Here is a 13173-nt window from a genome sequence, read left to right as displayed (position 1 = left end):
CGATGAGCGGGGCGCGCGGCGGCGCGGGCGCGGTCGCGGCGGTCGATCTCGGGGCGACGAGCGGGCGGGTCATCGTCGGGTACGTCGACGGCGCGAGCGGCACGCTCGAGCTCGACCACGTCGCACGGTTCCCGAACGGGCCGGTGCGGCTCGCGTCCGGCCTGCACTGGGACTTCACCGGGCTCTACCGTGACCTCACGCGCGGCCTCGCCGATGCGTTCCGGCGCGAGCCCGCCGTGGCGTCGATCGGCGTCGACTCGTGGGCGGTCGACTACGGGCTGCTCCGCGGCGAGCGCCTGCTCGGCGAGCCGTTCCATTACCGCGACGAGCGCAACGAGGCCGCGGTCGACGGCGTGCACCGCGTCGTGCCGTTCGCCGAGCTGTACCGGCGCAACGGACTGCAGTTCCTGCCGTTCAACACGGTCTATCAGCTCGCGGCCGAGCGCGACGGCGACGGATGCCTCGGGCTGGCCGACTCCCTCCTGCTGATCCCCGACCTCATCGGCTTCCAACTGACGGGCTCGAAGGTCGCCGAACGCACGAACGCGTCGACGACCGGGCTGCTCGGCGTCGAGACCGGAGAGTGGGATCACGAGCTCATCGAACGGCTGCGGCTCGAGGCATCCGTATTGCCGCGGCTCGTCTCGCCCGGCGACTCGCTCGGCGGCCTGCGACCAGCGGTCGCGGCCGACCTGGGCGCGCCCGAGGGGCTCGACGTCGTCGCGGTGGGCTCGCACGACACCGCGTCGGCGGTCGTCGCGGTGCCCATGCGGGCCGAGTCCGCGGCGTACATCTCGTGCGGCACGTGGGGCCTCGTGGGCGTCGAGCTCGAAGCGCCCGTGACGAGCGATGCCGCGCGCGAGGCGAACTTCACGAACGAGGGCGGCGTCGACGGGCGTGTGCGGTTCCTGCACAACGTCATGGGGCTGTGGCTGCTGTCGGAGTCGCTGCGCTGGTGGGAGCGCGGCGGCGAGACGATCGACCTGCCCGAGCTGCTCGCGCAGGCGGCCGCGGTGACCGGCGAGGTCACGGTCTTCGACGCGAACGATCCGCGGTTCATGGCACCGGGCGACCTGCCCGGACGCATCGCGGAGTGGTGCGCCGAGCGCGGCGTCCGCGCCCCGCAGAGCCGGGCCGAGTTCGCCCGGTCCATCGTCGAGAGCCTCGCCGAGGCGTTCGCGGGCGCGGTCCGCGACGCGTCGATCCTGTCGGGTGTCGACGTCGAGACGATCCACGTGGTCGGCGGCGGCGCACTCAACGAGCTGCTGTGCCAGCGCACGGCCGATCGGTCCGGCATCCCCGTGCTCGCGGGCCCGGTCGAGGCGACTGCGATCGGCAATGTGCTCGTGCAGGCGCGCGCGGCGGGCTTCGCGGCGGGCGACCTCGAGTCGCTGCGCGCGATCGTCGCCCGCGCGTTCGAGCCGAAACGGTACGTCCCGGCCACCCGCTGACGCCGGCGCGGGCCGCGCGCGTGACGTGCCCGCGCCCGGCGCGGGCCGGTCGCCCTGCGGCCGTGCCGCCCTGCCGCGCCGCCGCGCCGCCACCGTGTCGCTCCGGCGCCCTCCCGCCCTGCCGTACCGCCGTGCCGCCCCGCCAGCGTGCCGCCCTGCGGCCCTGCCGCCGCGCCGCCCTGCCGCCCTGCCGCGCCGCCGCCCTGCCGCACTGCCGCGCCGCCGCGCCGCCGCACTGCCGCCCCGGCGCTCTCCCGCCCTGCCGCCCTGCCGCACTGCCGCCGCGCCGCCACCGTGTCGCCCTGCCGCCCCGGCGCCCTGCCGCCCTGTCGCGCAGAGCGCGCCCACGTCGCGACGTAACCGTCGATACGTATACCCGTGCGAACCCGTGTCGCGCGCTCGCATCTCTGCCAGCACGCACAACGACGATTCGCGCGACCTCGCGCACCGGAGTCACGCACCGGCGTAGCGCACCGGAGTCACGCACCCGGCGCAGCACAGTCGGCGGCTGCACGCCCGGGCCGACACCGCGCCGCGAGCCGGAGCCCGTCAGCGCCGTCAGTGCTCGTGCGCGAGTTGCTGCAGCACGATGACCAGCCCGCCGAGTGCGACGAGGATCGCGAGCGCGACGACCTGCTGCCACCAGCCCAGCCGCGTGCGGCGCACCGCGAAGTAGCCGATCACGGCGAGCGTCGCCAGGTACACGATGCTCGCGCTGCGCAGCGCGGGTTCGAGGCCGATCACGTCGGCCCAGGCCAGCACGAGCAGCACGACGGGCACGAACGCGGACGCGAGCGCCGTTCCCGCGATGCGCAGCATTCGGCCGAGCTCCGCCCCGTTCGGGAACGCGGCGTGCACCGACATGTGCGCGATCACGTCGGCGACGAACCCGGCGACCGTGATGCCGAAGATGCCGATGAGCAGTGCGTACGTCGCCCGCGACGCATCGAGATGCTCGACATTGCCCCACTGCACGAGCACGATCGCGAGCCCCGTGAACGTCGCGTAGACCCGCTCTTTGAGTGCTTCGGCGCGCTCGCCGACGGGTCGGGTCTCACGCCGGTCCGATCGGCGACGCACCGCTCCCCCGCGTTCGCGCGGCGTGCCCGCGTCGACTGCCGCCCCGTCTTCCATGGGCGCAACCGTAGCAGCGCGGCGATCTCAGACCATGACGGATGCCACGGGCGCCCGCCCGCGCGCCCGCTCCGTGTCGCGCATCGCGAGGATCGGCACGCCGACGCCGTAGGTCACGAAGTCGCCGACCGGGCGGATGCCGACGCCCACGAGTGCGCCGCGCTCGTCGCCGTCGGTGACGTCGAGGCCGTGCAGGAGCGCATGCCGCACGTCGGGGTGCAGCGCGCCGGCCGGCACCGTCTCGGCGACGCCGCTGAACGTGATGGTGGCGGCCGGCACCGTGATCCACGGCATGAACGGCACGCGCTTCGCGATCGGCACCGTCACCGAGACGCCGGGGTTCGCGGCGATGTGCCGCGCCTTCCATTCCCGGTCGTTCGTCGTGAACCAGAGCACGCCGTCATGGACGTGGTGCATGACGCCGGCCGTGCGGGCCTCGCCGCGTGCGGACACCATGCCGACGACGATGAAGCACTCCTTCGCGATGGCCTGCCAGACCTCGTCGCTGCTGATGTCGACCATGATCGATTCCTCGCTTTACATTGTCAAGGCTTTACAATGTAAAGAACCCTACGGGAGGCGGCTTTACATTGTCAAGTACCGAGATCACCACGTCCGCGCCGAGCGGCAGCCGCCTCGAACCCGGCGAGACCAGCTCGACCGGCTCCCCCGGCCGCGCCGCCCTGCTCCGTGCGCTCGAAGAGCTCGCGCTCGAGCAGGGCGTCGGCAATGTCGGCCTGCGCGAGGTCGCCCGCCGCGCCGGCCTTTCCCACGCCGCACCGACCCACTTCTTCGGCAGCCGGTACGGCATGGTCCGTGCCCTCGCACTCGAGGGCCTCAGCCTCCTCGACGACGAGATGTGCACAGCCCAGGAGCGCGCCGCGAACCTCCCCGGCCGCGAGCGGCTGATCGCCGACGCGCTCGAGTTCGTCGCGTTCGCGCGGCGGCATCCGGCGCACTACGACGCCATGTTCCGCACGCCCACGCCCCCCGACGGCGATGCGACGCTCGACCGGGCACGGCTGGCCGCACTCGGCGGCCTGCGCGCGCTCGTCGCCGAGGTGCACGCGAACGGTGAGATCGGCGGCGACGTCGAGACGGCGTTCCTGCAGCTGTGCGCCATGAGCCACGGCATCGCCTCGCTCGCCGTCGACGGTCTGCTGCACGGGTTCGACCAGATCGCGGAGCATCCGGCCGACGCGGCAGCCATCGCCGAGCTCATCGTCCGCGCCCAGGTCGCGCAACTGCCCTGAGTGCCCGCCCAGCACCGCCCAACCCGGCACGACCCGGCACGGCGCGCCACCACCCAGCCCGACCCGGCCTGACCCCAGCCGACCCCAGCCGACCCCGGCCGACCCCGCCAGCCGACGAGGTCGGATGCTCCGTCCCACCCGTCCGCGTCCGCTGCGCCACTTCTGCACGCCCGCGCCATCAGTGCTGGCGCGGGCGTGCAGAACTGGCGCGCAAGAGAGCGGAACGCCCAACACGACCGCGGACACCGGCCCGCCGCCGCGCCCGAACCGGCGCCGACCCTCTGAGAGGATGGCGGGATGAGCGATTCGCACCTCGTCGTGTCCCTGCCCGGTGAGACCCTGCGTGCCGCGGTCGGCGATCTGCCCGACGGCGTCGAGGTCGTCCTCTGGGACTTCGAGTCCCCCGCCCCCACCGGCACGATCGACCTCGTCGTGCCGCCGTACATGGGCGCCTCGCAGCGACTCGGCGCCCTCGAGGGCGTCGCGACCCGGCTCGTGCAGTCGCAGAGCATCGGCTACGACGACGTCCCCGCCAACCTGCCGCCCGGCCACCTGTTCGCGAACGCCGCCTCGGTGCACGAGGCGTCCACCGCTGAGCTGGCCGTCGCACTCACGCTCGCCGCACAGCGCGGCCTGCCCGACTTCGTGCGGGCCGCTTCCGAGGGCCGCTGGGCGCCCGCGCGGCACGCGAGCCTCGCCGACCGCCGTGTACTGCTCGTCGGCTATGGCGGCGTGGGGCGCGCGATCGAGGACCGCCTCGACGGCTACGAGGTCGAGCTCACGCGCGTGGCGAGCCGTGCCCGCGACGACGAGCGCGGCCGGATCCACGGCATCGACGAGCTCGCCGAGCTGCTGCCGAGCGCCGAGATCGTGATCGTCGGCGTGCCGCTCACCGACGACACCGCCGGGCTCGTCGATGCTGAGTTCCTGGCCGCGCTGCCCGATGGCGCACTCGTGGTGAACATCGCGCGCGGCAGGGTCGCCGACACCGACGCGATCCTCGCCGAGGCGACCTCAGGTCGGCTGCGCTTCGCGGTGGACGTCACCGAGCCCGAGCCGCTGCCCGAGGGCCACGCGCTCTTCGCCCTGCCGAACGTGCTCATCTCGCCGCACGTCGGGGGCGCGACGAGCGCGATGATGCCGCGCATGGCGCGGCTCGTGCGCCGCCAGGTCGAGCGGATGCTCCGCGGCGAGGAGCCGCTCAACGTCGTCTATCGTTCCTGACGCCCACCCACCGAATCGCCCACCCGCGGAGGACCGCATGCCCGCCTTCGATCACGCCTTCGACTGGGCCCGCCGTCACGTCGCCGACGGCCGCCTGCCCACGGCGGTGCTCGGCATCGCGACCGCAGACGGCGTCGTCGCGCTCGACGCGTTCGGCGAGGCATCCGCCGACGATCACTACCCGCTGTTCTCGGTCACCAAGCCGGTCGTCGGCCTCGCCGCGCTCACGCTCGTCGAGGAGGGCCGGCTCACGGCGACGACGCCGCTCGCGGCCGCGGTCCCCGGGTTCGGCGCGGGCCGCGACGACGTGGTGCAGCTGCGCCATCTCGTGAGCCACACGTCGGGCATCGCCGAGCCCGCGATCGACGCACCGGGGCTCCGCGCCGCGCTCGTCGCGGCCGGCCGCGACTTCGCGGCCGGCACCGTCTCGCGGTACTCGACCATCGCATTCGAGGGCGTCGCGGCACTCATCGAGCACGCGAGCGGGTCGCCGTGGGAAAAGCGCGTCGCCGAGGTCGCGAGGCGAGCGGATGCCTCGGGGCTGACGTTCGACGCCGAGGCGAGCCGGCACGCTCCGGTGGACGCCGCCGAGGCCGGCCTCGACTGGAACCGGTTCAGGGGGTTGCGGCACCCGGGCGCCGGGCTGTTCGGCCGGGCGTCGGACCTGCTCGCACTGGGGTCTGCGCTGCTCCGCGACGACGGGGCGGTCGTGTCGCCGCTCACGGTCGAGGCGATGCGACGCCCGCTGACGGCGGGGCTTCCGAAGCTCGACCCGTACCCGGCCGAGCGCGGTCAGGATTGGGGCTTCACCTGGAACGTGCGGCACGCCGCGCCCGGCCTGCTCGCGCACGACACGTACGGTCACGCCGGCTGGTCGGGCACCGAGTTCTGGATCACGCCGTCGCTCGGCGTGTGCTTCGTGCTGCTCACCAACCGCCTCGACCGGCCGGGAGTCGACGCCGACCAGCTGCACAACGCGGTGGCCGCGGGGCGCTGATGTGCGCGGCGGGGCGTCGACCTCGCCGGGTGTCGCCGGCTGTGGACTGGTCGGTATGATCGCCGGGTAACCTGTATACTATCATGCATGACTCGGATATTCGACTCGTCGTCCATGCGCATGCCGCATCCCGCGCGGGTTCGTGTCGTGCTGGCTGTGGTGGGCGTGGTGGCGTGTGGTGCGGTGCTCACTGGTGGTGTGGTGTCGCCGTCGTGGGCCGAGGCTGCGGAGAGGCCTGACAGCGCTGAGCAGGCGGTGCTGGGTGGGTTCGCGTTGGGTGATGGGGTCGAGGGCATGATCGATCCGCGGTCGGGGGCGTTCTCGTTCGCGTTGCCGGTGGCGGGGGTGTCGTTGGGGTGGGATTCGCGGGCGGCTGGCGTGGACCGGTCGGGGCTCGGCGAGGGCTGGTCGGTGGCGGGGGTCGCGAAGGTCGACACCGAGGGTGGAATGCGGGTGTCGCCGGCGTCGGGTGGGGTGTTCGTGGCGAACGCGTCGGTGCCGAGCGGGCTCGAGGGGTATCTGCTCGGCGATGTGGTGTTCCGGCAGGGTCATGTGCAGGTGCCGGCCAGCGCTGATGGGTCGCGGGGTGCGGTGGATGCGGCGTTCGAGCTGGTCGAGTTGGGTGGGGTGCGCACGTTCTTCAGCGCGGAAGGCGATCCGGTGGTGCGGCTGGACGCGAACGACAACCGGTCGGATTGGTCGTGGGAGCCGGGTCACCGGCTGGTGCGGGCGACGGATGTCTCGGGCGTGACGACGACCCTGGATTGGTCGGATCCGGGGCGGGTGCAGGTGGTGACCGGTGCGGGTGCGTCGCAGGTGACGGGCGCGGTCGAGGTGGACGGTGGCCGGGTGTCCGCGGTGGTGGATGCCACGGGCGGGCGGGTGCGGGTCGGGTACACGCCGGCCGGGCTGGTGAAGACGATCACGGCGGTGGCCGGTGCGGCGACCGAGGTGTCCTGGCAGGCCCTGGTCGATGGGCAGACCGCGGTGGACCGGGTCCGGGTGATCGAGCAGGCCACCGGGGCCGAGCTGTCGGCCAGGCAGTGGACCGCGCAGGCCGGGCTCGCGTCGGGGTGGCCCGCGCAGCAGGTGCCGGCCGTGGCCGGTTCGGCGGTGTCTGGTTCGGCCGTGGCCGGTTCGGGTGTGGCCGATTCGGCGGGGTCTGGTTCGGCGGTGACCGCGGGTGCTGGTGGGTATGTCACGGCGGTCACGGATGGGTCGAGCACGGTGGTGTCCGAGTTCGATGGGTTGGGGCTGCTGCTCACCCGCACCGACACCCGACCCGACCCCACCACCGACGGCCCCGACACCGGTACACCCGCGACGACCACCGCGTACACCTACGACGGGTTCGACCGGCTCACGCTCGCGCTGGACGGCACCCGGTACACGTACGACGCGACCAACCAGCCCGTCACCGAGACCACCCCGGACGGGGTCACGATCCGCACCGGCTACTGGGCCAGCGGCCAACGCGCCACCCACACCCAAGACGACACCACCGCGGCGACGGTGTTCCACTGGGACGGCACCACCCTCCTCAACGACACGCACACCAGCCCCGAGGCATCCGGCACCGCCGCCTACCTGCTCGGTGTCGGCCGGCATGCCCGCACCCTCGGCAGCCCAGCGTCGACCGTGTTCTCCGAGGCCGACTTCCACGGCAACGTCACCGAGCTGACCGGCCCCGACGCGAACGTGACGACCAGCTACGACTACACCGACTACGGCGTCACCACGACGAGGCAGCACACCGACGACGAGCACGACGCCGGCCCGCTGGTCGGCGACGCGCACCGCAACCCGTTCCAATACGCGGGTGAGTACACCAACCCCACCGGCACCCAACACCTGCAGGTCCGCACCTACGACCCCGCGACCATGCGGCTGACCAGCGTCGACCCCGAACCGCAGCACAACCGCTACCACTACGCCGCACTCAACCCCATCACGCTCGCCGACCCCACCGGCCGCATCCCCGACCTACCCGACTGGGGGAAAGCCCTCCTCGCCGGCGTCGGCCTCGCCCTCGCCCTGACCGGGTTCGGCACGGCGATCAGCGCCGTGGCGACGGCCTCATCCATCGGGGCCATGACGATCGGCACCAAAGCCGTCCTCCTCGGCACCGGCATCGTCGCCGCCTACGACCTGACCGCCACCGTGCTCGACACCGTCGACGTCTTCATGCCCGAGTTCCTCGACGACCAGACCGCCCTGATCCTCGGCGCAACCAGCGTCGGCGCAGGCGCCGCCACCGCGATCGCCGGCATCGGCGCCCGCGCCCTCACCCGCGTCGACATCAACCGGACCCTCGCGCTGGGCCCAGGCGTCGCCGAGAACGAAGCCAGGCACCTGGTCGAGTGGGCCGGGCGGATCGCGAAGCAAGGACAGGACAAGCTCTCGAAGTTCGGGATCACGGCCGACCGCCGTGATCTCGCGCGGAGCCTGAACGACCGGATCGTCGAAGATCTCCGCACGAGCGAACCAGGCTGGACGTACAGCGGCCACCGGGCCGAGCTCGAGAAGTTCGACAACATGGTGAAGGACTGGGAACCATCGCAACAGGTGCGGCCGAACCAGCTCGACTACGGCAAGAACATGGGCGCCAAGAAGGTGCACGTGGACAGCGGCCTCGGGAAGCGGATGCGCAATGTCGTGGCGGCCGATGCCTTCGCGGCGATGTGGCAGAGCCGCGCCCTGACCACCCAGGTCCGCAACGAGCGCGACAGTATCGCGAAGATCCTCGAATCGTCCCAGCAGAGCAACGCCAACGGCCAGGAGTGGCTCTATCCGAGAGGCGCAAACAAGACAGTCGTCTATGTCCCGGGGTATCAGTACCTTGACAAGGAGGGCTTCATCATGTGGGACAACCACTTCTTCGGCTGGGGCGTTCGCTGGAAGTACCAGCACCGTGCATCGGGTCACGAGGTCTGAGCACCCGCTGTTCATATTTGCTGAAACCATCGCGTCGTCAAGACCGGTGCGCGATGTCGGTGGTCGAACGTAGGTTGAGGCCATGGAAGCCGTCGACTATCGAGACACGTTCATCACCGTGTCGCCCGATTCGGCGGCACGGGGTTCGTCGGCATGGGGCGGCCAGGTGCCGCCCGCCGACGCGCCGTCGGTCGCCTCGGCGACGTTCGAGCTCATCGCGGAGCATCCGTACCGCTGGCGCGCGTCCGACGTGATCTTCACCGTGTGGGCCGACCTGCGCCGGCTGCCCAAGATCGCGCGCCGGCAGGTGCGCGCCGAGTTCTTCGCCCGGCCGCAGGCGTGCCTCAGATCGAGCGAGCTCGCGCGCCGGTACGGCTGGGGCATCCACGCCGACCACGACGGCCGCGTCGCGATCTACGCGGTCGGCACGCCCGAGTACGAGTCGCTCGCCGCCGGCATCGCACCCGACGGCACCCCGGTGGCCGTGCACGAGGCGCTGCACGAGCGCGAGCTCATCGCGGGCTGACCGCACTCGGCTCAGCTCGAACCGGGCGCCACCGTCGAGCCCGCGCCCGACCGGCCTCCCACCGCCCAACACCCCGCCGGCGTAGGCTCAAGGCATGGCGACCCCAGCAGCACCCAACCCATCCGAGCCGCGCGTCGCGCTCTACTTCGATTTCGACAACATCGTCATCTCGCGCTACGACCAGCTGCACGGCGACGGCGCCTACCGCCGCAACCTCGCACGCGGCAAGGCCCCCGCCGCGGGCACGCAGACCGCCGCCCGCCTACTCGAGGCCACCGTCGACATCGACGCCGTGCTCGACTTCGCCGCCACGTTCGGCACGATCGCCCTGGCCCGCGCCTACGCCGACTGGTCGACGCCGGTCAACGCCAGCTACCGCGGCCAGCTGATCGACCGCGCGGTCGACCTCGTGCAGCTCTTCCCGCTCGTCGCGTCCATGAAGAACGGCGCGGACATCCGGCTCGCGGTCGACGCCGTCGAAGACCTGTTCCGGCTCGACGACCTCACGCACATCGTGATCGTCGCGGGCGACTCCGACTACGTGCCGCTCGCCCAGAAGGCCAAGCGCCTCGGCCGGTACGTCGTCGGCATCGGCGTCGCGGGCGGCACGAGCCGCGCGCTCGCGGCCGCGTGCGACGAGTTCGCCGACTACGACGCGCTGCTCACCACCGATGCGGCGGTCGACGAGGACGAGGCACCCACGCGTCCCGCGCGTGCGCGGCAGCGCCGGGCGGACGCCGAGGTCGCAGCCGAAGCCGAAGCCCCGTCCGAGGCATCCGTGACCGACGGGGCATCCGTTACGTCGCCCACCCCGCCGTCACGCAACCCGGGCCGCCTGCTGCTCAAGTCGCTCGAGCTGCTCCGTGCGAAGAACGATCAGGAGTGGCAGCCGACCGGAGCGGTGAAGTCGCAGATGCAGCGCATGGACCCGTCGTTTCAGGAGCGCAAGCTCGGCTTCGGCTCGTTCACCGACTTCGTGCGCTCACGCGCGGGCGCGATCGAGCTCGACGAAGCCGGCAACCGGATCCGCGTGCACCCGAAGAAGAACTGAGCGCGGCTAGCCTCGACGGCTCGATCCGGGGCCGTAGATGATGATGCCCACGACGGGGATCAGCAGGAACCACACCCACGCCCAAGCCCACGCGCCGAGCCCGAAGCCGAAGATCAGGAACAGCACGAGCGCCACGAATGGTGTGAGTGCCATGATCGTGGCGCCGACGCGGCCGCCGAGCGCGCGCGAGCCGCTCGATTCGTCGTTCTGAGGTGCAGGGTGTTCGCCGTATCCGCTCATGCGTCAAGCGTGCCGTAGCACCGGCCAAAACGGAAGAGCGACACTCATGTCAGTCGTCGACTGAGGTCACTCGTCGGCCGTACCGTCCTCGTCAGGCACCGCCGGAGCGTCCTCGTCGGCCGGCGGGGCGATGTCATACGACGACATCTCGTCGGCCGGCGTCTTCTCGTCCCCCTCGAGATCGCCTTCGCGCCCGTGCGGGGTGTTGATGTCGCTCACGTATGCCTCCTGTCGCAGTGCGGTCTCGTGATCAGCACCCAGTCTGCGCGACGCGACGGGCCCTCGAAAGGGGTTGCGCCCTGTGTGGTCGGACCACATCTGCTACTGTGGTCTGACCACACAGCGAGGGGGGCCGACGATGTCCGAGACCTCCGTCGCGCCCGCGCGGGCCTGGCAGAGCGTGCTGGAGCACGTCGAGTCCCGCCTGCTCGCGGGCGAGCTCTCCCCCGGCGACCACCTGCCCGGGGAACGTGCACTGTCGGCCGGGCTCGGCGTGGGCCGCTCGAGCGTGCGTGAGGCGCTCCGCGTGCTCGAGGCCATGGGACTCATCCGCACCGCCACGGGCTCCGGCCCGAACGCCGGCGCCATCATCATCGCCACACCGGGCGGCGCGATGAGCGCACTCATGCGCCTGCAGGTCGCCGCCCGCGGGTTCCCCGTGGCCGACATCGTCCGCACACGCCTCGTCCTCGAGGCCCAGGTCGTGAGTGACCTCGCCGAGGCCTCGCCGGCGGCCGACCTCGTCATCGCCGAATCCCTGCTCGACGCCATGGACGCGCCATCGCTGTCGCCCGCCGAGTTCCTCGCGCTCGACGCGCAGTTCCATTTGGCGCTCGCCGAGGCATCCGGCAACCAGGTGATCACCGCGACGATGGCCGGCCTCCGCGGCGGCATCGAGTCCTACGTGCTCGACGGCCTCGACCGCATCGCCGACTGGGGCGCGACGTGCTCACGCCTCCGGCATGAGCATCGCGGCGTCGTCGCCGCGATCACGGCGGCGGATGTCTCGCTCGCGCGCTCCCGCATCCGCCACCACATCTCGGGCTACTACGCCGAGACGCTCCCCGACTCGCACTGACCGACTCAACCCCGACCGAAGGACACACGCACCATGGTGAAGCGCCAGTTCCCGAACCCCAAAGAGCTCGCCGAGCTCATGCGGTTCAAGAAGCCGACGATGAACCCGACCGACCGGCGCCTCGAGAAGGCGCTCACGATCTGGGACCTGCGCACGATCGCGCAGCGCCGCACGCCCAAGGCGCCGTTCGACTACACCGAGGGCGCCGCCGAGGGCGAGCTGTCGCTCGTCCGCGCCCGGCAGGCGTTCCAGGACGTCGAGTTCCACCCGTCGATCCTGCGCAACGTGCCCGTCGTCGACACGAGCCGTGAGGTCCTGGGCGGGCCGAGCTCGCTGCCGTTCGGCATCGCCCCCACCGGGTTCACGCGCATGATGCAGACCGAGGGCGAGATCGCCGGCGCGGGCGCCGCGGGGGCCGCGGGCATCCCGTTCACGCTCTCGACGCTCGGCACGACGTCGATCGAGGACGTGAAGGCGGCCAATCCCCAGGGTCGCAACTGGTTCCAGCTGTACGTCATGCGCGACCGCGAGATCTCGTACGGGCTGGTGCGCCGCGCCGCGGCGGCCGGGTTCGACACGCTGTTCTTCACCGTCGACACGCCCGTCGCCGGTGCGCGTCACCGTGACAAGCGCAACGGATTCTCCATTCCCCCGCAACTCACGCCCGGCACCGTCATCAACGCGCTGCCGCGCCCCGCGTGGTGGATCAACTTCCTGACGACCCCGAAGCTCGAGTTCGCGTCGCTCTCCTCGACGGGCGGCACGGTCGGCGAGCTGCTGGACTCCGCCATGGACCCCACGATCTCGTTCGACGACCTCGACATCATCCGCGGCATGTGGCCGGGAAAGATCGTCGTCAAGGGCGTGCAGACGGTCGAAGACGCGAAGCTGCTCGCCGACCGTGGCGTCGACGGCGTGGTGCTGTCGAACCACGGCGGCCGCCAGCTGGACCGTGCGCCGATCCCGTTCCACCTCCTGCCCGACGTGGCGCGCGAGGTCGGCAAGGACCTCGAAGTGCACGTCGACACGGGCATCATGAACGGCGCCGACATCGTGGCATCCGTCGCCCTCGGTGCGAGGTTCACGCTCATCGGCCGCGCGTACCTGTACGGTCTGATGGCCGGCGGACGCCGGGGCGTCGACAAGACGATCCAGATCCTCCGTACCGAGATCGAGCGCACCATGAAGCTGCTCGAGGTGTCGACGCTCGACGAGCTCGGCCCGCAGCACGTCACACAGCTCGCACGTCTGCAGCCCATGCCGCGCACCGTGCAGGCCGCCGCTG

At 71.9% G+C, this 13173-nt stretch carries 12 protein-coding genes and 1 pseudogene; 9 read left to right on the top strand and 4 right to left on the bottom strand.

Annotated elements, in window-relative coordinates; genetic code table 11:
• Window positions 1–2: 2 nt before the first annotated feature.
• The gene (locus QU602_RS02000) at window positions 3–1451 is read left to right on the top strand and encodes a rhamnulokinase (protein WP_308798481.1); all 1449 of its coding nucleotides are present in this window, start codon (window positions 3–5) and stop codon (window positions 1449–1451) included.
• A gap of 558 nt (window positions 1452–2009) precedes the next feature.
• Here the strand turns inward: QU602_RS02000 and QU602_RS01995 are convergent.
• Together QU602_RS01995 and QU602_RS01990 are read right to left on the bottom strand one after the other, a co-directional pair.
• On the bottom strand, window positions 2010–2585 hold the full coding sequence (locus tag QU602_RS01995; protein ID WP_308798480.1) for a hypothetical protein: 576 nt from the start codon (window positions 2583–2585) through the stop codon (window positions 2010–2012).
• A gap of 27 nt (window positions 2586–2612) precedes the next feature.
• On the bottom strand, window positions 2613–3107 hold the full coding sequence (locus QU602_RS01990; RefSeq protein ID WP_308798479.1) for a pyridoxamine 5'-phosphate oxidase family protein: 495 nt from the start codon (window positions 3105–3107) through the stop codon (window positions 2613–2615).
• A gap of 68 nt (window positions 3108–3175) precedes the next feature.
• Here QU602_RS01990 and QU602_RS01985 point away from each other — a divergent pair, with 68 nt between their 5' ends.
• From QU602_RS01985 to QU602_RS01960, 6 genes are all read left to right on the top strand, one after another.
• Window positions 3176–3838 (top strand): TetR-like C-terminal domain-containing protein, encoded by a 663-nt coding sequence (locus QU602_RS01985; protein ID WP_308798478.1) that lies wholly within the window; start codon window positions 3176–3178, stop codon window positions 3836–3838.
• A gap of 297 nt (window positions 3839–4135) precedes the next feature.
• A complete protein-coding gene (locus tag QU602_RS01980; RefSeq protein ID WP_308798477.1) occupies window positions 4136–5062 on the top strand; it encodes a 2-hydroxyacid dehydrogenase in 927 nt (308 codons plus the stop codon).
• Between the two features lie 37 nt (window positions 5063–5099).
• Window positions 5100–6059, top strand: a complete 960-nt coding sequence (locus tag QU602_RS01975; protein ID WP_308798476.1) for a serine hydrolase domain-containing protein — start codon at window positions 5100–5102, stop codon at window positions 6057–6059.
• 87 nt (window positions 6060–6146) lie between these two features.
• Window positions 6147–8993, top strand: coding sequence for an RHS repeat protein (locus QU602_RS01970; RefSeq protein ID WP_308798474.1), 2847 nt, complete (start codon window positions 6147–6149; stop codon window positions 8991–8993).
• 82 nt (window positions 8994–9075) lie between these two features.
• Entirely contained in the window at window positions 9076–9519 is a 444-nt protein-coding gene (locus QU602_RS01965; RefSeq protein WP_308798473.1) for a DUF6157 family protein, read from the top strand.
• A 94-nt stretch (window positions 9520–9613) separates the two neighbouring features.
• Window positions 9614–10570, top strand: coding sequence for an NYN domain-containing protein (locus tag QU602_RS01960; RefSeq protein WP_308798471.1), 957 nt, complete (start codon window positions 9614–9616; stop codon window positions 10568–10570).
• Between the two features lie 6 nt (window positions 10571–10576).
• On the opposite strand, the gene QU602_RS01955 is transcribed toward QU602_RS01960, so the two are convergent.
• Both QU602_RS01955 and QU602_RS01950 read right to left on the bottom strand, forming a co-directional pair.
• Window positions 10577–10810, bottom strand: a complete 234-nt coding sequence (locus QU602_RS01955; protein ID WP_308798470.1) for a hypothetical protein — start codon at window positions 10808–10810, stop codon at window positions 10577–10579.
• A 66-nt stretch (window positions 10811–10876) separates the two neighbouring features.
• On the bottom strand, window positions 10877–11029 hold the full coding sequence (locus QU602_RS01950) for a hypothetical protein (protein WP_308798469.1): 153 nt from the start codon (window positions 11027–11029) through the stop codon (window positions 10877–10879).
• Between the two features lie 139 nt (window positions 11030–11168).
• Between QU602_RS01950 and QU602_RS01945 the strand changes: the two genes are divergently transcribed.
• Together QU602_RS01945 and QU602_RS01940 are read left to right on the top strand one after the other, a co-directional pair.
• Complete coding sequence (locus tag QU602_RS01945) at window positions 11169–11888, top strand: FadR/GntR family transcriptional regulator (RefSeq protein ID WP_308798468.1); 720 nt, start codon at window positions 11169–11171, stop codon at window positions 11886–11888.
• Between the two features lie 33 nt (window positions 11889–11921).
• Window positions 11922–13154, top strand: a pseudogene (locus QU602_RS01940) (alpha-hydroxy acid oxidase); the annotation flags it as partial.
• Window positions 13155–13173: the final 19 nt, after the last annotated feature.

Origin of the sequence: Agromyces protaetiae, assembly GCF_030866785.1 — a bacterium.
GTDB classification, from domain to species: Bacteria; Actinomycetota; Actinomycetes; order Actinomycetales; family Microbacteriaceae; genus Agromyces; species Agromyces silvae.
Note: the sequence above shows the minus strand (reverse complement) of the source record. Positions and strands in the feature narration are given on the sequence as shown.

Excerpts from the sequence above, each read along its gene's own strand:
- QU602_RS01975 (WP_308798476.1), top strand. The coding sequence starts at position 5,100 with ATGCCCGCCTTCGATCACGCCTTCGACTGGGCCCGCCGTCACGTCGCC.
- QU602_RS01960 (WP_308798471.1), top strand. The coding sequence starts at position 9,614 with ATGGCGACCCCAGCAGCACCCAACCCATCCGAGCCGCGCGTCGCGCTC.
- QU602_RS01945 (WP_308798468.1), top strand. The coding sequence starts at position 11,169 with ATGTCCGAGACCTCCGTCGCGCCCGCGCGGGCCTGGCAGAGCGTGCTG.
- QU602_RS01970 (WP_308798474.1), top strand. The coding sequence starts at position 6,147 with ATGACTCGGATATTCGACTCGTCGTCCATGCGCATGCCGCATCCCGCG.
- QU602_RS01995 (WP_308798480.1), bottom strand. The coding sequence starts at position 2,585 with ATGGAAGACGGGGCGGCAGTCGACGCGGGCACGCCGCGCGAACGCGGG.
- QU602_RS01990 (WP_308798479.1), bottom strand. The coding sequence starts at position 3,107 with ATGGTCGACATCAGCAGCGACGAGGTCTGGCAGGCCATCGCGAAGGAG.
- QU602_RS01955 (WP_308798470.1), bottom strand. The coding sequence starts at position 10,810 with ATGAGCGGATACGGCGAACACCCTGCACCTCAGAACGACGAATCGAGC.
- QU602_RS01980 (WP_308798477.1), top strand. The coding sequence starts at position 4,136 with ATGAGCGATTCGCACCTCGTCGTGTCCCTGCCCGGTGAGACCCTGCGT.
- QU602_RS02000 (WP_308798481.1), top strand. The coding sequence starts at position 3 with ATGAGCGGGGCGCGCGGCGGCGCGGGCGCGGTCGCGGCGGTCGATCTC.
- QU602_RS01965 (WP_308798473.1), top strand. The coding sequence starts at position 9,076 with ATGGAAGCCGTCGACTATCGAGACACGTTCATCACCGTGTCGCCCGAT.